At 45.2% G+C, this 17,365-nt stretch carries 16 protein-coding genes and 1 pseudogene; 13 read left to right on the top strand and 4 right to left on the bottom strand.

Translation table 11 applies throughout. From position 1 onward, the window contains the following. Nucleotides 1-277: 277 nt before the first annotated feature. Genes GSQ66_RS14195 through recF form a run of 3 tightly spaced genes read right to left on the bottom strand, consistent with a single transcriptional unit; the run spans nt 278 to nt 2,253 of the window. A complete protein-coding gene (locus GSQ66_RS14195) occupies nt 278-601 on the bottom strand; it encodes a DUF721 domain-containing protein (protein WP_162428068.1) in 324 nt (107 codons plus the stop codon). A 45-nt stretch (nt 602-646) separates the two neighbouring features. Beyond that, the gene (locus GSQ66_RS14190) at nt 647-1,099 is read right to left on the bottom strand and encodes a hypothetical protein (protein WP_162428067.1); all 453 of its coding nucleotides are present in this window, start codon (nt 1,097-1,099) and stop codon (nt 647-649) included. Nucleotides 1,100-1,146: 47 nt separating this feature from the next. Continuing rightward, complete coding sequence (recF, locus tag GSQ66_RS14185) at nt 1,147-2,253, bottom strand: DNA replication/repair protein RecF (protein WP_162428066.1); 1,107 nt, start codon at nt 2,251-2,253, stop codon at nt 1,147-1,149. Between the two features lie 129 nt (nt 2,254-2,382). Here recF and pdhA point away from each other — a divergent pair, with 129 nt between their 5' ends. The 3 genes from pdhA (at nt 2,383) to ribH (ending at nt 4,898) form a co-directional block, all read left to right on the top strand. Next, complete coding sequence (gene pdhA / locus GSQ66_RS14180; protein WP_162428065.1) at nt 2,383-3,426, top strand: pyruvate dehydrogenase (acetyl-transferring) E1 component subunit alpha; 1,044 nt, start codon at nt 2,383-2,385, stop codon at nt 3,424-3,426. Nucleotides 3,427-3,541: 115 nt separating this feature from the next. Continuing rightward, complete coding sequence (locus GSQ66_RS14175) at nt 3,542-4,255, top strand: tetratricopeptide repeat protein (RefSeq protein WP_162428064.1); 714 nt, start codon at nt 3,542-3,544, stop codon at nt 4,253-4,255. A 166-nt stretch (nt 4,256-4,421) separates the two neighbouring features. Beyond that, entirely contained in the window at nt 4,422-4,898 is a 477-nt protein-coding gene (ribH, locus tag GSQ66_RS14170; protein ID WP_162428063.1) for a 6,7-dimethyl-8-ribityllumazine synthase, read from the top strand. A 72-nt stretch (nt 4,899-4,970) separates the two neighbouring features. Here ribH and GSQ66_RS14165 read toward each other — a convergent pair whose 3' ends face one another. Further along, entirely contained in the window at nt 4,971-5,534 is a 564-nt protein-coding gene (locus tag GSQ66_RS14165) for a DUF3575 domain-containing protein (RefSeq protein ID WP_162428062.1), read from the bottom strand. A 403-nt stretch (nt 5,535-5,937) separates the two neighbouring features. Here GSQ66_RS14165 and GSQ66_RS14160 point away from each other — a divergent pair, with 403 nt between their 5' ends. From GSQ66_RS14160 to GSQ66_RS14115, 10 genes and pseudogenes are all read left to right on the top strand, one after another. Then, nucleotides 5,938-6,327 carry a TraR/DksA family transcriptional regulator gene (locus GSQ66_RS14160; protein WP_162344883.1) on the top strand — a complete coding sequence of 130 codons (390 nt, stop codon included), beginning with the start codon at nt 5,938-5,940 and terminating at the stop codon, nt 6,325-6,327. Between the two features lie 12 nt (nt 6,328-6,339). Then, nucleotides 6,340-6,899: pseudogene (gene scpB / locus GSQ66_RS14155) on the top strand (SMC-Scp complex subunit ScpB). Between the two features lie 83 nt (nt 6,900-6,982). Then, complete coding sequence (locus tag GSQ66_RS19065) at nt 6,983-8,824, top strand: pseudouridine synthase (protein ID WP_162428061.1); 1,842 nt, start codon at nt 6,983-6,985, stop codon at nt 8,822-8,824. Nucleotides 8,825-8,830: 6 nt separating this feature from the next. Beyond that, nucleotides 8,831-9,550, top strand: coding sequence for a type III pantothenate kinase (locus tag GSQ66_RS14145; RefSeq protein WP_162428060.1), 720 nt, complete (start codon nt 8,831-8,833; stop codon nt 9,548-9,550). Next, on the top strand, nt 9,543-10,826 hold the full coding sequence (locus GSQ66_RS14140) for an OmpP1/FadL family transporter (protein ID WP_162428059.1): 1,284 nt from the start codon (nt 9,543-9,545) through the stop codon (nt 10,824-10,826). The genes GSQ66_RS14145 and GSQ66_RS14140 overlap by 8 nt, the downstream gene beginning before the upstream one ends. 133 nt (nt 10,827-10,959) lie before the next feature. Continuing rightward, the gene (lptC, locus tag GSQ66_RS14135; protein WP_162428058.1) at nt 10,960-11,499 is read left to right on the top strand and encodes an LPS export ABC transporter periplasmic protein LptC; all 540 of its coding nucleotides are present in this window, start codon (nt 10,960-10,962) and stop codon (nt 11,497-11,499) included. Then, complete coding sequence (locus tag GSQ66_RS14130) at nt 11,499-11,672, top strand: hypothetical protein (protein WP_162428057.1); 174 nt, start codon at nt 11,499-11,501, stop codon at nt 11,670-11,672. The genes lptC and GSQ66_RS14130 overlap by 1 nt, the downstream gene beginning before the upstream one ends. A gap of 18 nt (nt 11,673-11,690) precedes the next feature. Beyond that, on the top strand, nt 11,691-12,992 hold the full coding sequence (locus tag GSQ66_RS14125; RefSeq protein WP_162428056.1) for a hemolysin family protein: 1,302 nt from the start codon (nt 11,691-11,693) through the stop codon (nt 12,990-12,992). A 77-nt stretch (nt 12,993-13,069) separates the two neighbouring features. Then, nucleotides 13,070-15,169, top strand: a complete 2,100-nt coding sequence (locus GSQ66_RS14120) for a peptidylprolyl isomerase (RefSeq protein ID WP_162428055.1) — start codon at nt 13,070-13,072, stop codon at nt 15,167-15,169. Nucleotides 15,170-15,318: 149 nt separating this feature from the next. After that, nucleotides 15,319-17,136: a tetratricopeptide repeat protein gene (locus GSQ66_RS14115; RefSeq protein ID WP_162428054.1), complete on the top strand. Its 1,818-nt coding sequence runs from the start codon at nt 15,319-15,321 to the stop codon at nt 17,134-17,136. The last annotated feature ends 229 nt before the right edge of the window (nt 17,137-17,365 follow it).

Below are 17,365 nucleotides of genomic sequence, written 5' to 3'. Positions count from 1 at the left end.
AGATTTTGTCTGAACCGGGGTTTTTAGGATTAAAGGATAGATAGGATGCTTTAGACCTAGCAGCGTGCGTAGCTCCTGCTAGCGTCTTTGCCTGAACCACAGTTAAAATGATTTAATGGGTTTATCAGAAACAAAATTCCCCTCTTGAGAGGGGTAGGGGTGTGTTTTTTTGCTTCGTAGCCAGCAAGACACTGGCAGGAGCTACGCACGCTGCTAGGTCTGTCGCAAAAAAGACACAACGTATTGCGTCTCTACATTCAGCTAATCCCGGTTCAGACTATAGGAAAACCACATCCTTCACCACTTCGTGGCCGGCAGCGCGGTTAAGTAATTCAACTACTTTGCTTTTGCTCATGTTGAGTTCATGCTTTAGTGGGGCAGAGGTTAAGCGTACAAACAGTTTTCCATCCTGGAAAAAAAGCTCCTGCGTTTTCATGGCTATGGGTTTGCCCATGAATTCTTCCCAGCGTTGCACTAGGTTTACTTCATTTAGCTTGCCTTCGAGGCGGTAAGCTTGTAAAAGCCCTTTTATACTTTCGCCTATAGTTTGTGTGCCCGCTTTTCGCTTCGCAATCTCTTCCTTCTTCTTGTAGTAGCGCACGGTTTGGTAATTAATAATGAATGATGAATTGGTGTGAGAATGAAATTATAAGGTAATGGTAAGCTTCATTTTTTCAAAATTGCTCTTAATGCGTTTTATAGTTTCGTAATCAGTAAAGTCAGAGATATTAAGATTATGTTCTCCTTCAGTTGTCATCACTTGAATATTCTCAAGTTGGATATTTACTTCTGTTATCGAATCTAATAATATGTGTTGCTTAAGACTATTTTCTCCAAGTCTGTAAAGTATTTTAGACTTCTGCCATTCAATAAATTGTCCGGTTCTTTTCTTTAGTCCCTTATAACCTACTATCATCAGATAAGTTGGGAGAAGCATTGGCAAAAGATTTAGCCAAAATCTTCTTGATCCAAATTCGTTTTGCCCAAAGTATAGTTTCAGTAATAAAATAGAGATAAGAGCTATTCCAATATATAAAAACAGCTTACTCATTTTTTCAGCTCTCTTGGTTTCTATTCTATCTACTATTGGTGTTTCCATTTAATGATAACTGACTTTTAGGCTCTAAACAATTTAACAATCAACAATTAAGCAATCAAATTAACAACCCCATCCTTCACATCAAATCTACGGATACTTTCTGAGAGGCCTTCGAGTATTTTGTCTGTTCTATCGAGGTGGGTGTCTGTTAAAAATATCTGCCCGAAGGTGTGGGCGGCTACCATTTGCATGAGCTTGGTAATGCGCTTTTCGTCAAGGCGGTCGAAGATATCGTCGAGTAGGAGCAGGGGTTTGTGGTGCTGACGCTCGGCCATTACTTCAAAATGCGCCAGCTTCAGGGCAATTACATAGCTTTTCTGCTGGCCCTGCGAGCCAAAATGCTTTACCGGGTTGCCATCCATCAGGAACACGAAATCGTCTTTATGCGGACCAATCGTTGTGCGTTGCAGCGCCATATCCTTGCGCTCGTTCTGCAGCAGCTGGTGGGCAAAGTCAGCGCCTAACAACTGGCTTTTGTAGGTGAGCGTAACGGTTTCGGAGCTGTCTGATATGTGTCGGTAATGCTTCTGGAAAACCGGCACAAACATTTCCAGGAACTTCTCGCGCTCCTGCGCCAGTTGCTGGCCCAGCGGTACAAGCTGCTCGTTTAGTATGTGCAGGTAATCTTTGTCGTAATAGTGGCGCTCGGCAAACTGCTTTAAAAGCGAGTTACGCTGCTTCAGAACATAGTTATACTGTATAAGCTGCTCCAGGTAGGTATGGTCCAGCTGTGAGATCAGGCTGTCAAAATACTTGCGGCGCTCCTCGCTGCCTTCGCGTATCAGGTCGGTGTCGTAAGGCGAGATAAGTACCACCGGGAAACGGCCAATATGCTCGCTCATCTTCTCGTACAGCACCTTGTTGTGGGTTACTGTCTTTTTCTGCCCCTGCTTTAAGCTAACCTGCACGGTATGTTTGGTGTCATCAACTATAAACTTGCCTTTCACCATAAAAAACTCTTCGCCTTGTTTTATACTCTGGGCATCGGAGCTGTTAAAGGCACTTTTGGTGAGCGAAAGGTAGTGGATGGCATCTAAGAGGTTGGTTTTACCGCTTCCGTTGTCGCCTATAAAGCAGTTTATATGCTCCGAGAAAGCCAGCGAGGCATCGTCGTAGTTCTTAAAAAACAGCAGACTCAGATTTTCGAGGAGCATTCAGTTTCTAATTGATTTCTTTTTCCTTAATTTCGCAGCTAATCCCGTTCCGGGCCTTTTCGCCCATCATGCAAGGTAGTTTTTCTGCCTGAGCATGCAACGGATAAAACCCAGATTAGATATTTACCCATGGCTACGAAAGAAAAGGCAAGCGCGAAATCGGCGAAAGCAAAGGTACAGGCTGAGCCAAAGTTTTCAAAGGAAACATATATGTGGTGGTTTGAGAACATGAAACTCATCCGCCGCTTCGAAGAAAAGACAGGCCAGTTATATGGTCAGCAAAAAATCAAAGGTTTCTGCCACTTATACATTGGCCAGGAGGCTTGTGTGGCTGGCGCAGTTACCGCTCTTGAGAAAGGCGATAAGTGGATCACAGCTTACCGCGACCACGCGCACCCGCTTGCACTGGGTACCGACCCGGGCGCTGTAATGGCTGAAATGTTTGCAAAAGTTACCGGTTGCTCTAAAGGCAAAGGTGGTTCTATGCACATCTTCGATAAGGAAGTAAACTTTGTTGGAGGCCATGGTATAGTTGGCGGACAGGTGCCGCTTGGTGCTGGTCTGGCATTTGCCGAAAAATATAACAAGACAGGCAAGCTTTGCATTTGCTACATGGGCGATGGCGCTGTGCGTCAGGGTGCTTTTCACGAGGCGCTTAACATGGCCATGAGCTGGAAACTACCTGTGATTTTCGTGATCGAGAACAACGGTTACGCGATGGGTACTTCCGTATCGCGTACATCAAACGTGCAGGATCTTTACAAACTGGGTTCTGCGTATGATATGCCATCGTTCCCGGTTGATGCCATGAGCGTTGAAAACGTGCATACTGCCGTAGCTGAAGCTGCTGAGCGTGCCCGTGCCGGCGAAGGACCAACGTTGCTTGAGTTCAGAACTTACCGCTACAAAGGCCACTCTATGTCGGACCCTGCCAAGTACAGAACCAAAGAAGAACTGGAAGACTACAAAGGCCGCGACTCGATAGAAGCTGTTGCTGCAACTATACTTAAAAATGGCTGGGCTACAGAGGAAGAACTGGAGCAGATAGACGAAAAAATAAAAGCAAGAGTAATGGATGCCGTTAATTTTGCAGAAGAATCTCCTTACCCGGACCCATCTGAGTTATACACAGATATTTACGTGGAACCGGACTACCCTTACGTAATGGACTAAAATAATTTAGAATTAGGAATTAAAAATTATAAATTTGGTGTTCGGAAAGTACCGCGCATAGATTTAAATACAATTTTTAATTCCTACTTTTGAATTTCTAATTCAATTAATACTAATGGCAAAAGAAACATTAAAGAAACACAGCGAGTTTGAGGAGCTGGTTGAGAATCCGGATGCGTTGGCAGATCGCCTGGTGCATACGGACGATTTCGTAAAGAAAAACAAATCAATTCTGCTTGGTGTGTTTGCCGCCATTGCCGCTATTGTTGTTGCAGGCTTTTTATACTATAACCACCGCACTACCCAAAACCAGGAAGCGCAGGACTCTATGTTCCAGGCGGTTTATTACTTCGAAGCTGATTCCCTGAACAAAGCACTGAACGGTGACGGTCAGTACAAAGGCTTTACAGCAATTGCAGATGAGTACAGCGGAACAGATGCCGGTAACCTGGCAAATTTCTACGCTGGTGTAGCGCTTTTAAAAACAGGCAAGTTCGCAGAGGCTCAGAATCATTTAGAAGAATTTGAGTCTGATGATTACCTGTTGCAGGCGCGCGCTTATAGCTTAATTGGTGATGCGTTGTTAGAGCAGGGCAAAAACAAGGAAGCAGCAGACCAGTACATGAAAGCGGCTAACCATAATGCCAACGAGTTCTTTTCGCCACAGTACATTATGAAAGCTGGTATCGCTTACGAAGCCGATAACAACTATAAGGCAGCTGCCGAAGCATACGACAAGATCGTAAAAGACTACGTAACAGCAGCTGAACTGAACGATGCTAAAAAATACAAGGCGCGTGCTGAAGCATTAGCCGGAGGCGCTAACTAATTAACGCCAATTATAAATTATACAAGCGCTTTTGTCTTTAATAAGGCAAAAGCGCTTCTGTTTTACAAGCCTGCCCTAACTATAGTTCTAAACTGCAGAGCAGTAATAAGCAGATTTGTGAAGCACTGAGCAACGAATATCAAGTAACGAACAACGAAATTAAAGTATGGCTACAGCTTTAAAAAACCTGAACGAGTACAGCACCGCTACCTTCGCCGACATGGCTGACAAGAAATTTGGTCTGGTAGTAGCGGAGTGGCACAAAGAAATAACCGATGCCCTGAGCAATGGCGCTATCGAAACACTGTTAAAGCACGGCGCTCAAAAGGAGAATATATTTAGGAACACTGTGCCGGGCAGTTTTGAGCTTACCTTAGGAGCCCAGTTTTTAGCGCAGCACGAAGAGATTGATGCCGTGATCTGTATAGGTGTGGTAATTAAAGGCGATACCAAACACGACGATTATATTAACCATGCAGTGGCAAACGGTCTTACCAATGTATCGCTGAAGTATAATAAACCTGTTGCCTTTGGCCTGGTAACGACAAATAACCTGGAGCAGGCTTTGGATAGGGCAGGTGGCAAACACGGCAATAAAGGAGTAGAGGCAGCTGCAGCGGTTATTCATATGCTCAGTTTTTAATCAACTATAGACACATAAAAAGAGGCGCCCTGTACAGAGCGCCTCTTTTTATGTGTCTATAGTTAGTTCTGATTAGAACTTGATACCTAGCGCAATACCGGTACGAATACCAAAACCGCTGAAAGCACCAGTTTCAAAGTTTTCTTCACTAGAATCGTCTTTTGCTTTAGCACTACCTGCATTGTAGCTAGGGCCAAGGAAAGTGTCAAGCACAAAGCGATCAGCAAATACCCACTGGCGACCGATTAGTAAACCACCGCCAAATGTTGTTAAATTAGCCTCTCCACCAGTGTTGTCTTCAGTAAATTCAGAATCTTCTACTTTAAGTTTGAAGGACTGTAAACGCAGGAACGGAGCAAGATAAAAACCTGCTGGAGCTTCTTCAGAGCTGGAAAGATATTTTCTGAACTCTGGAGTAATACCGAAGCCACTGAATTTGGTGTCATCGACACTGAAGCCTGTGTAGAAGAAGCCTAACTGAACACTCTTGTCTTCAGAAATTGTGCGTTCATAAAACACAGAGCCTGTACGTACTACAGGGCTAAGAATGTTGATTTTGAAAACATTGCTCTGAGCCTGTGCAGCTCCCATGAAAATGGCAAAAGCAGCCACTGTTAATAATAAAATTCGCTTCATAGCTGATAAAAAAATTAAAAAGTTATTAAATATACAAAGACGAATATATAGGAAAATATATATTCAAAAAAACAAATACTAAAAAATATTTATAGTGTTATAACATGTAATGCATGACTTTTGCAGCAGTAGTATTATTGGCGGGCATAGATGAATAACCTGGATAGCCAGGATCGGGAAATCATTTAATTTGCGTGCCCCATAGTTTATTAAAATCTTTAATCTTATTTTTGCACGAATTTTAGTGAAGATGCTAATAAACAGTTGCTTGTACAGAGTAAGCTATAAGAAAAGCAGAAGTATAGAATATACCTGTTTGCCCTCTTTAATTAAGCAAAATAGCTGAGGATGGAATTAATAGACCAAGTATTAGGTTAAAGACATATAGTTCTAAAAAGAAGAAATGAATACGAACGAAGAAAAACAGCGCTACTCTAAAGAAGACCTACAGGAATTCGAAAACATCATCCTAGAGAAGCTGACGAACGCTAAAAAGGAAGTAACCTTTATTAAAGAAACCCTTAGCCGCCGCAACGATACCGGTACTGATAACACGGCATCTCCTACAAAAGTACTGGAAGATGGAGCTGACACGGCAGAAAAGGAAAGCTTAAACCAGTTGGCTTCCCGCCAGATGAAGTTTATCCAGCAGCTGGAGAACGCCCTTATCCGCATTAAAAACGGCACGTATGGCGTTTGTATCGTTACCGGTAAGCTAATCCCGAAAGAGAGACTGCGTGCCGTGCCGCACACACAACATACTATCGAGGCTAAACTACAGCGTAACGACTAGAACTTTTACTTCTTGAATATCTTACAGCATCATATACAGGCACTGGTTTTCTGTGCACAGTCCCCTATCAGCATAGAGGAGATTCAGCGTTGCTTAACAGAAGCGCTGCAAATGGAAGTGCTGGTAAGCGATGTGCTTGAAAGTATAGAAGCTATAAATGAGCAGCTGAATGATACCGGTTTTGCCTTCCAGATCTACGCGATCGGGGCGGTTACCAGTTCCTTACCAAACCAGAGTACCAGGATACGGTAAGTGTTTACCTGAAACAGAAATCAAAGAAAAAATTGTCAGCGTCCGCACTCGAGACGCTGGCAATTATTGCCTACAAACAGCCTATTACACGTTCGGCTATGGAGCAGATCCGTGGCGTAGGCTGCGATTATGCAGTCCAGAAATTACTGGAAAAAGAGCTGATCGAAATTAAAGGAAAAGCAGATACTATAGGAAGGCCGGTACTTTACGGTACTTCGCAGAAGTTTATGGACTACTTCGGTATCAACCACATAAAAGACCTCCCACAGCTAAAAGATTTCGCTACGGAAGAAAACGTAATTGGCGAAATTGCAGATTAGCGAACCCACACAAGAGCAATACAAATTCAATTATACTGCATATAAGGTACAGTAGCGATACTGCATCGAGTAACACAACAACAATGGCAAGAGATAACGAAAGACCTGCGCGCGACAACGAAGGTGCAGGACGCAGAGATACTGACAGAAATTCTTCTGGCAGGCCAAACAACGATCGCGGCGAAAAAAAGATCTTTAACAGAAGAGATAAAAACGAAGGTGGCGAACGCCGCTCATTCGGATCTGACAGAAGAGAAGGTGGCGAAAGAAAATCGTTTGGCGACCGTCGTGAAGGCGGCGAAAGACGCAACTATAGTTCTGACAGAAGAGATGACCGTCGCGGAAACAGCGAAGGCGGAGAACGCAGATCATTTAACTCAGACAAACGCGATGACAACAGGGGAGGCGAGCGCCGCTCTTTTGGCAACGACCGTCGTGAGGGTGGTGAGAGAAGATCTTTCGGTACTGACCGGAGAGAAGGCGGCGAAAGAAGATCATTCAATTCTGATCGTCCGAACAGAGCGGAGCGCCGCGGATCTGATGAAAACAGAGAAGCAGCTCCAAGAAGAGAAGAAGGTGAAAAGCGCACGTTTAACTCGGACCGCAGAGAAGGAGGCGAACGTCGTTCTTTTGGTGCAGACCGGGGCGAACGTAGCGAGCGCCGCTCATTTGATTCAGATCGTGGAGAGCGCAAATCTTACGGCGACAGAAGAGAAGGTGGCGAACGCAGATCGTTTGGCGACAAGCGTGAAGGCGGAGAGCGCCGCTCTTTCAACAGCGACAGAAGCGATGACCGAAGAGGTGGTGAAGAAAGAAGCGAACGTCGCTCATTCAATTCTGACCGCGGTGAGCGCAAACCATATGGCGATAGGAGAGAAGGTAGCGAAAGAAAGCCTTACGGTGACCGCCGCGAGGGTGGAGAGCGCCGCAACTATAGTTCAGAACGCAGCGAAGGAGGCGAACGTCGTTCATTCAATTCAGATAGAAGAGAAAACCGCGAAGACAGACCAGCAAGAGGTGGCGAGCGCAGCTTCAATTCCGATAGAAAACCTTTCAAATCAGATCGTAATTTAAAATTTGGTAACAGAGACCGCAGAACCAGCTACTCTAACAGAGAAGACTTTGGCGATCCGGAAACTCCGACTTACAACACCAAGCATTACGAGAATAACCCGCGCATCAAAAAAAGCAACCGCAAAGAGGAGACAGAAGATGACGGAACGATCCGTTTGAACCGTTACATCGCTAATGCAGGTGTTTGTTCGCGTCGCGAAGCGGATACCCTGATCGAATCTGGTGAAATTAAGGTAAACGGCGAAGTTGTAACTGAAATGGGCTTTAAAGTGAAGCCGGAAGACACGGTACAGTATGGCAAAAAACTGCTGAACCGCGAAAAACTGGTTTATGTACTGCTTAACAAGCCAAAAGATTTCCTGACAACTACAGACGACCCGGAAGGCAGAAAAACAGTAATGAGCCTGGTGGAGAAATCATCGAAAGAGCGCATTTTCCCGGTTGGCCGACTTGACCGTAATACAACAGGTTTACTTTTATTCACGAATGATGGCGAACTGGCCCAGAAGCTGACGCACCCATCAAACGGCGTGAAAAAGATTTACCAGGTAGAGCTGGATAAGCCGATCACAAAAGAGGATTTCCTGAAAGTAGCGGAAGGCCTGGAACTGGAAGATGGTAAAGCAGAAGTAGATGATGTGGCGTTAATCGGAGATACTGGTAAGTTCTTGGGTCTGGAGATACATATCGGGCGTAACAGAATTGTGCGTCGTATTTTCGAACACTTAGGCTACGAAGTAGTAACGCTGGACAGAGTGCAGTATGCAGGCCTGACTAAAAAAGACCTGCCACGCGGCAACTGGCGCTACCTTTCTGAGAAAGAGCTTATCCGTCTGAAATACTTTATGTAAGAAACTATGCAGCGCATTGCGGTAGACGTAGGCAACACAGGCACCAAGTATGGTATTTTTGAAGGGAACAGCCTTGTAAAGCAAGGCTACTTTCAGGGGATTGACAATATGCCCGGAGAGATCCTGAACCACACTTTTGAGGATGCTATAGTTGCCAGCGTAGCCGCTGATACTGCAAACTATAGTGCAAGGCTGTCTGTAACCGGTAACATACTAACGTTATCGGCACAGACAGCCTTGCCTGTTTTAAATAACTATAAAACCCCGCAAACGCTGGGCGCTGATAGAATTGCAGCGGCAGTAGGGGCCAATTATTTTTTCCCGGGGCGTAATTGTCTGGTCTTTGATGCCGGCACAGCCTTAACCCATGAGTTTATCTCCAGTGACGGAGCTTACATGGGCGGCGGAATTGCACCGGGGCTCCGCATGAAATTAAAAGCGTTGCATACTTTTACAGAAAGGTTGCCGTTAATAGACCAAATTCCTGTTAAATTTCCACTTACCGGTCAGTCAACCCAGGAATCAATTTTGAGCGGTGTTTTAACGGGCACTGTAGCAGAACTGAACGGTCTTATACAATTTTATTCTGAAAAGGCACCGGATTTAACGGTTATACTTTGCGGTGGCGATGCAGGATTTTTTGAAAGTAAATTAAAAGGACGCATCTTTGTAATTCCTGAATTAGTCTTGATCGGGCTTCATAGAATTTTGACGTATAATGTATAAATCACTTCGCGCCCTTTGTTGCGCCGCAGTACTTTGCCTTTCGTATGGGGCACAGGCCCAAAGCATTGGCAATGCCCCTTATTCACGCTACGGCCTGGGCGAGTACAACTATAACACTGGCAATATCCGGAATGCAGGTATGGCCAACACAGGTATTAGTGCAGCCAACAGCTTCCAGATAAACACTGCTAACCCGGCGTTGCTATACTATAACACCCTTACCGCTTTTGAAATAGGCGTTAACGGTGAGGTGAAAAAACTGGAAAGCGGCTCCGGATCGCAGACAGACGGAACAGCAAACCTTTCTTCGGTTTCGCTTTCTATACCAGTTTCCAAGCGATGGACCACAGCGCTAAGCCTTCGTCCTTATTCTACAGTAGCCTACGAAGTTTCAACTACATCTCCGTTAAACACTACAGCAACTGCTACCGAAGCTTATAAAGGAGATGGTGGTATTTCTGAACTATATTTTGGACACGGAGTAAGAATAACGCAGGGCTTAACGATAGGGGCAAGTGCTTCTTACCTGTTCGGTTCTATAGTTAAAGAATCGTCTACGTCTATCAATGATCCGGCAATACCGGAAGCAAGAGGCGAAAGTGTAGTACGAAGTGAAAAAACAAAGTACAGCGACCTGCTTTTCAGAGCTGGGGCGAACTATCGCACGAAGCTAAAAGATAAGCTGTTTATGAGTGCAGGAGCTGTTTATAGTTTAAAAGCAGATCTTGGTGCCGACCGTAAATCATCTTTTGAGCGCCGTGACTTTTTTGGAACAGTAAAAGAGTCCATGTATGCTGACAGCTCCAGCAGCAAGGTAAATATCCCATCAAGCTTTGCAGCAGGTATCAGCCTGGATAATGGCTCTAACCTAACTGTTGCAGCAGATTTTTATACGCAGAAGTGGTCTGATTTCAGAAACTTCAGAGGCGAGCAGGAGCTGGCAGACAGCTACCGTGCAAGCTTAGGCGCAGAATATACGCCGGATGCAAACTCTGTAGGCAACTATTTTGATCGCATTACTTACCGTGCCGGCCTGTACTATGGTAACTCGCCTTATGAGAAAAACGACGTGCAGATTAAAGACAAAGGCATTACAGTGGGTGCTACCTTGCCATTTGGCCGCTCTACTATATATGATCTATATCAGCTGAACACAGCGTTTGGTTACGGCACACGCGGTACTTCAGAAAATGGCCTTGTTAAAGAAAATTACTTCAGGTTCAGTATCGGATTTACGGTTAACAGCCGCTGGTTCATAAAACGCAGACTGGAATAACGATTTTATAGTTTAACTATAACAGAGAAGGCCGTTGTAAAGCGGCCTTTCTTGTATTATAGGCTACCATGAAGTCAGGCGAATGTAGTTTCGCATAAAATTTGCTAAATTCACAAAAACCATAGAGTAGGAAATGAAGATAAGAGGGTGGCTATATTTATTTTTGCTGACCATAACTATAGCAGGTGCCGGTTGCCAGAAAGAGCTGAAAGACCCGGACAAGGAAATAAAGTACACCGGGCCTGTAATGGAAAACAAAGATGTTTTCACACTTTATAGTGACTCTGCCAAACTGATGATCCGGATGAAGGCGCCCGTGCAGCAGGAGTTCGAAAAAGGGGACGGTGTTTTCCCGAAAGGTTTTTATGTAGAATTCTTACAGCAGCCGGGCAAGGTTACATCTACTATGCGTGCCAACTATGGCAAACAAACAAAAGGCAGTGAACTATACTTTGCAAAAGGAGATGTACAGGTAAATAACATTCTGAAAGGCGAGAAGCTGGAAACAGAAGAATTATACTGGGACAGGCGCCGCCGCAAAATCTACACCGATAAGTTTGTTAAAATAACAACACCTAACCGTGTGGTTACAGGCCAGGGGCTTCAGTCAGATCAGAACTTCGATAACTACACTATAAAAAAGATAACAGGGGTTTTCGACATAGAAGAGTAATGAACCAAAATCTTTTAAATACCATTTTATTATCACTGGCGTTCGTGACCATTGTTATCGGCATCCACAGAAGTATAGAAGAAAAGGACATTGCCGGAAACTACTGGTTATTTATGATCGCGCTGGTGCTGTTTATAGTTTACAGGCACCGTAAAAAGAACATGAAGTCCTGACGCCGGGGATTTTAAAAAATGATAGAACCTCACCAGATCATACTTTTAGTTACAGGCTTGCTGCTGTCTGCTTTTTTTTCAGGCATCGAGATCGCGTTCATGTCAGTTAACAAACTGCAGATAGAGCTTAGCGAGAAGAACGGAGTATTGTCGGGACGCATACTGTGGCATTTGCTCAAACACCCGTCGCGTTTGATGGGCACCGCCCTTATAGGTAATACGCTGGCCTTGGTGCTTTATGGTTTTGCAATAGCAGGTGTGCTGCACACGTTGTTGTCGCATGTTTTTCCGGAGCGGGTGCAATTCGACCTGCTTATAGTTGTAATACAGGTGGCTGTGGCATCGGTGGTAGTCCTTTTTACTGCTGAGTTTTTACCGCGCAGCCTTTTTGTCATCAACCCCAACCGCATGCTGCAGGTGCTGGCCCTGCCGATACTTATATTCTATTACCTGCTTTACCCGGTGGTTTATGTTATTGTTAGCCTGAGCAAACTGGTAGCCGAAAAAATATTTAAAATAGAGTTCCCGGATCAGAAACCTGTTTTTGGTTTTACCGACCTCAATGCTTACATCAAAAGCCGCCTTTACCAGCCCGAACAGGAACATGCCCCTGAAGTAGATTCAGAGATATTTCATAATGCGCTGGAGTTTAAAACCGTAAAAGTACGCGAGTGTATGGTGCCCCGCACCGAAATTGAAGCCGTGGAAGTAGACGACTCTGTAGAGAAACTACGTCATGCCTTTACAGCTACCGGCCATTCCAAGATCCTCATCTACCGCGATAACATCGACAACATAATCGGGTACTGCCACCAGCTCGACATGTTTAAACAGCCAAAGCGCATAGAGGACATACTCTCGGTTGTAAGCCTGGTGCCGGAAAGTATGCTGGCCAGCGAGCTGTTTATAAAGTTTGTAGCAGAACACCGAAGTGTAGCCGTAGTGCTGGACGAGTTTGGCGGGACAGCCGGTATTGTTACGGTGGAAGATGTGATAGAAGAAATTTTCGGGGAGATTGAAGACGAGTACGACGTAGACGAAATGCTGCTGGAGCAGGTTTTACCAGAAGAAGGCATTTACACACTTAGTGGCCGCCTGGAAGTGGATTACCTGAACGATAAATACGAACTTGACTTACCGGAGGGCGATTACGAGACACTGGGTGGATTTATTTTTTCAGTGGCAGGAGAAATACCGACGCCTGGCGATGTAGTAGAGTACCCGCCATTCAGTATTACAATACTGTCGATGGATGAAAACCGGATAAATACCGTGAGGCTCGTGAAAACCTCAGAGTTTCAGGTAGAACCGGAACGTTAAACAGAATTGCATAAAATTTTGAATTTTAGCGCGATTAACCTTATTTTGCACAATCCTTTTTATAAGTTAAACAGATAATGGCATTAATTAACAAGATTAGAGAGAAGTCTGGTTGGGCGGTAGGCGCCATTGCCATTGGGCTTGGTATATTTGTAGTAGGCGGCGACCTGCTAGGACCAAACTCAAGGCTTCTTGGAAACGACGCCAACGAGATTGGCGAGATAGCTGGTGAAACAATTGAATACCAGGAGTTTGATGAGGTTTTCCAGCAAATGAAAACCAACTACGAGAATCAGACTGGCAGATCTGCCAACGAAGGCGAACTTGCCATGCTGCGCGAGCAGGCATGGAACCAACTGATCTTTAAAATTGCCCTAGAGAAAGAGTACGAGCGCCTTGGCATCGAGGTGTCAGAAGAAGAATTGTTTGATATGGTACAGGGTAACAACATACACCCGGCCGTTCGTCAGGCATTTACTAACCCGCAAACAGGAGAGTTCGACCGCGCACAAGTGGTGCAGTACCTTCAGAACATGGCTCCTGCAGACCGCCCAATGTGGACAAACTTTGAGCAGGGAGTAGCTTCTGACCGCGTACGTACCAAGTACAGCAACCTGCTTAACAAATCGGTTTACGTAACTACAGCAGAGGCTAAAAACTTCTTTAATGCGCAGAATGCCACAGCTTCTGTAAAAGTATTGTATGTGCCTTATTTCACAATTTCTGATTCTGCGGTAAACGTAACAGATGCCCAGCTTAAGGATTTTTATGAGCGCAACAAAGAGCTTTATAAAGTTGAAGAAGGCCGCAGCATAGAGTACGTAACAGTACCGGTTACTGCATCGCAGGAAGATAACAAAACATACGAAGAGGAAATGGCATCTGTAGCGAAGCAATTTGCAGCAGCATCCAACGACTCGGCTTTTGTTAATGCTAATTCAGACAGGCCATATAACGGCACTTACTTAACACCAGGTGAATTGCCGGAGCAACTTCGCACTGTAACCCTGGAAAAAGGAAAAGTTTACGGTCCGTTTACTGCCGGAGAATCTTACTCTTTGTATAAAGTAATTGATGTAAAAGACGGTGGTAAGAGCGCAGCAAAAGCAAGCCACATCCTGATAAAGCCTGAAAGCGACACGCCTGAAGCAAAAGCAGCTGCAAAAGCGAAAGCAACAGACGTACTGAACCAGATCAAGAAAGGTGCTGATTTTGCCCAGATGGCAGCGCAGCATGGTTCTGATGGTACTGCTTCGGTAGGTGGCGACCTGGGTTGGTTCCAGACCGGCCAGATGGTAGCTCCTTTCGAGAAAGCAGTATTTGGTGCCTCTTCTGCAGGTTTATTGCCAGAGCTGGTTGAGACAGAATATGGTTATCATATTGTAAAAGTTACCGAGCCTAAAACAAGTCGTTCATACAAGATTGCCGCAATCGAGCGCGCGATGGAGCCAAGCGAGTCTACACGTGATGCAGCTTATGCTGTAGCCGATGAGCTGTCCGGCACAAGTGGTAGCCTGGAGGAATTCCGTACAAACGTAGCGGAGAACAAAGCCCTTGTAAAACAGGAAGTAAAAGAGATCGGGAAGAACAACATTGTTGCTGGTGGCCTTAACAATGCACGTGAGCTGGTTCGCTGGACATATGCTAAAGACACTAAAGTAGGCGATGTTTCTCCGGTATTTGAAATCGAAGATCAGTTTGTTGTTGCTGTACTAACCGGCAAGCGCGAAAAAGGCTATGCTAAAGCAGAGGACATAAAAGACGAACTTACGGCTGCTGTTCGCAACGAACTGAAATCAAAACAGATCATCGAGAAGATACAGAAAACAAAAGGAACTGTAGACCAGATGGCTGCAGCTTATGGCCCGGATGCGATGCTTAGAACTGCTGACGAGGTAACATTTGCTTCAGGAACTATACCTGGTATTGGTCTGGAGCCAGTTGCAGTGGGTAAAACATTTGGCCTGAAGCCAGGTGGTCGTACAGCTCCGTTTGAAGGTAATGGTGGCGTTATTGTAGTAGAACTTGTAAATATTACGAAAGCACCGGAAGTTCAGGACCTGTCTGGCGTGAAGCAGCAGTTAGTAAACATGCGCTCTGCCAACACAGAAAGCCAGGCTTTTGAAGCCATCAAAGAAAAAGCGAACATTACGGACAACCGCGTTAGATTCTTCTAAGCAAAGTTGCCCATAGATCAAAGAGCCACTCCCAGCAGAGTGGCTCTTTTGTTTTATAGGATATCAGAACTATAAGCTTTAATTTAAAAGTGGAGAACCGCTAAAGTTCATATATCAAGTTCAGGCAAACTCTCGTTTTAAGTACACCTATGGCTTTACTCAAGAAAACATACCTATTGCTGGCATTTTGCTTAACTATAGCTGCAACTATAGCACAGGCGCAAACCCAGAACCTGGAACTGGCACGGGAATACTTTAGCAAAGGGGAGTACCAGAAAGCCGCTGAGCTTTATGAAAAACTGGTAGAAGACAAGCGCCTGTTCTCGGTTACTTACCCCGATTACCTGAAAACGCTGCTGGCGTTACGCAACTATAAAGAGGCTGAAAAGCTGGTTAAGCGAACTATAAAACAGAACCCCGGAAACTATAATTTTGAAGTAGATCTGGGTATGGTGTACCAGGCTGCAGGCGATAAGGCCGGTGCTGAGAAACACTTTAATAAGCTCATCCAGCAAATGAACCCGGAAGCAACTGTTGTAGTAGCCAGTGCTTTTATACAAAACGAACTATACGACTATGCCGAGAAAGCCTACCTGCGCGGCCGCGAACTGACCAAGAACCCACTGGAAAATAACCGCCCATTAATAGCACTCTATAGTTACCGGCAGAAAAATGAAGCCCTGATACCAGAAGTGCTGAACCTGTTACAGGAAAATGAGAGTGAAGTGGGCTACGTACAAAACATGCTTCAGAACAGTGTGCGGGATGAGAAAGCCCAGAACGCGTTGGAGAAGGAGCTGATTATGCGTGTGCAGCAGAACCCGGATAAACTGGCTTACAGCGAATTGCTGATCTGGCTGTATGTGCAACGGCTGGATTTTTACGGCGCCCTGATGCAGGCTCGCGCAGTTGATAAACGGACCAGGAGCGGCGGATCGAGGGTGATGGAGCTAGGCGCTATCAGTGCCCAGAACAAAGATTATAACAGCGCCATTGAAGCGTATGAATACATAATTAAGGAGTATCCGGATGGGCCCTACTACTTAGTGGCAAGGCAGCGCCTTATAAATGCCCGCGAAGAACAGGTACAGAACACTTTCCCGGTTGACCAGGAAAAGATACGCGCTTTAATTGCAGATTATGATGCCCTGCTAACTGAAGTAGGCCGTAGTGCTGCCACTGCAGAAGTGCTGCAACATATGGCCAACCTGTATGCCTTTTACCTTGATGATAAAGCGAAAGCCATTGCATTGTTACAGGAAGCGATAGCCATGCCACGCGCCAACGCAAACCTGGTAGCAGAAAGCAAACTAACCTTGGGTGATATTTATGTATTAAAAGGAGAGCCCTGGGAAGCCACGCTGCTATACTCACAGGTTGAGAAATCGCATAAGGACACGCCGATCGGGTATGATGCCAAACTGCGTAATGCACGCTTAAGTTACTATAAAGGAGACTTTGAACTGGCCCAGGCCCACTTAGACATTCTGAAACTGGCTACCAGCCGCGAAATTGCCAACGATGCCATGGACCTGAGCCTGCTGATAACAGATAACACCGGGCTAGACACGTCAACCACGGCTATGGAAGAGTACGCGGCTATAGAGTTACTTGTATTCCAGAATAAGCTACAACAGGCGGTAACAAAATTAGACGGAATGCTGAAGAAATATCCCGGACATAGTTTAACCGATGAGATCTATTTTCAGAAAGCAGGTATACAGGAGCGCATGGGTAATTTTACTGAAGCAGTCGCCAGTTTGCAGCATATAGTTGGCAATCCGCAATACGACATCCTAAGCGACGATGCCCTGTTTAAAATGGCATACATTTACGAAGAGAACCTGAAAGACACGGCCAAAGCGCAGCAACTATACAACGACCTCCTTAAAAAGCACCAGGGAAGCATCTTCGTAGCCGAAGCCCGCAAGCGTTTCCGGAAGCTCCGTGGTGATACTGTTAATTAGATTAACTCTATTCTGTGGTTTCGGACAAGGTGAGTACTCCTGGAGGTAACCCACCCCTGCTCCCCTTCAAAGGGGGACTTTTCTGCTACGGATTTTTAAGCTGTCATTTCGACCTGCGGGAGAAATCTGAAATTGCCATAGTTACAGACCAGGATCGGACAGGTCGCGACCTGTCCCTACGGAACTATAGCCACGATAGAGCAATATAACTATAGCTTCTCAAACTAAA

The organism is Pontibacter pudoricolor, assembly GCF_010092985.1.
GTDB classification, from domain to species: Bacteria; Bacteroidota; Bacteroidia; order Cytophagales; family Hymenobacteraceae; genus Pontibacter; species Pontibacter pudoricolor.
Note: the sequence above shows the minus strand (reverse complement) of the source record. Positions and strands in the feature narration are given on the sequence as shown.

Bases quoted from the DNA above. Each gene is read 5' to 3' on its own strand.
- GSQ66_RS14190 (WP_162428067.1), bottom strand. From the start codon at position 1,099: ATGGAAACACCAATAGTAGATAGAATAGAAACCAAGAGAGCTGAAAAA.
- recF (WP_162428066.1), bottom strand. From the start codon at position 2,253: ATGCTCCTCGAAAATCTGAGTCTGCTGTTTTTTAAGAACTACGACGAT.
- pdhA (WP_162428065.1), top strand. From the start codon at position 2,383: ATGGCTACGAAAGAAAAGGCAAGCGCGAAATCGGCGAAAGCAAAGGTA.
- GSQ66_RS14175 (WP_162428064.1), top strand. From the start codon at position 3,542: ATGGCAAAAGAAACATTAAAGAAACACAGCGAGTTTGAGGAGCTGGTT.
- ribH (WP_162428063.1), top strand. From the start codon at position 4,422: ATGGCTACAGCTTTAAAAAACCTGAACGAGTACAGCACCGCTACCTTC.
- GSQ66_RS14165 (WP_162428062.1), bottom strand. From the start codon at position 5,534: ATGAAGCGAATTTTATTATTAACAGTGGCTGCTTTTGCCATTTTCATG.
- GSQ66_RS14160 (WP_162344883.1), top strand. From the start codon at position 5,938: ATGAATACGAACGAAGAAAAACAGCGCTACTCTAAAGAAGACCTACAG.
- GSQ66_RS19065 (WP_162428061.1), top strand. From the start codon at position 6,983: ATGGCAAGAGATAACGAAAGACCTGCGCGCGACAACGAAGGTGCAGGA.
- GSQ66_RS14145 (WP_162428060.1), top strand. From the start codon at position 8,831: ATGCAGCGCATTGCGGTAGACGTAGGCAACACAGGCACCAAGTATGGT.
- GSQ66_RS14140 (WP_162428059.1), top strand. From the start codon at position 9,543: ATGTATAAATCACTTCGCGCCCTTTGTTGCGCCGCAGTACTTTGCCTT.
- lptC (WP_162428058.1), top strand. From the start codon at position 10,960: ATGAAGATAAGAGGGTGGCTATATTTATTTTTGCTGACCATAACTATA.
- GSQ66_RS14130 (WP_162428057.1), top strand. From the start codon at position 11,499: ATGAACCAAAATCTTTTAAATACCATTTTATTATCACTGGCGTTCGTG.
- GSQ66_RS14125 (WP_162428056.1), top strand. From the start codon at position 11,691: ATGATAGAACCTCACCAGATCATACTTTTAGTTACAGGCTTGCTGCTG.
- GSQ66_RS14120 (WP_162428055.1), top strand. From the start codon at position 13,070: ATGGCATTAATTAACAAGATTAGAGAGAAGTCTGGTTGGGCGGTAGGC.
- GSQ66_RS14115 (WP_162428054.1), top strand. From the start codon at position 15,319: ATGGCTTTACTCAAGAAAACATACCTATTGCTGGCATTTTGCTTAACT.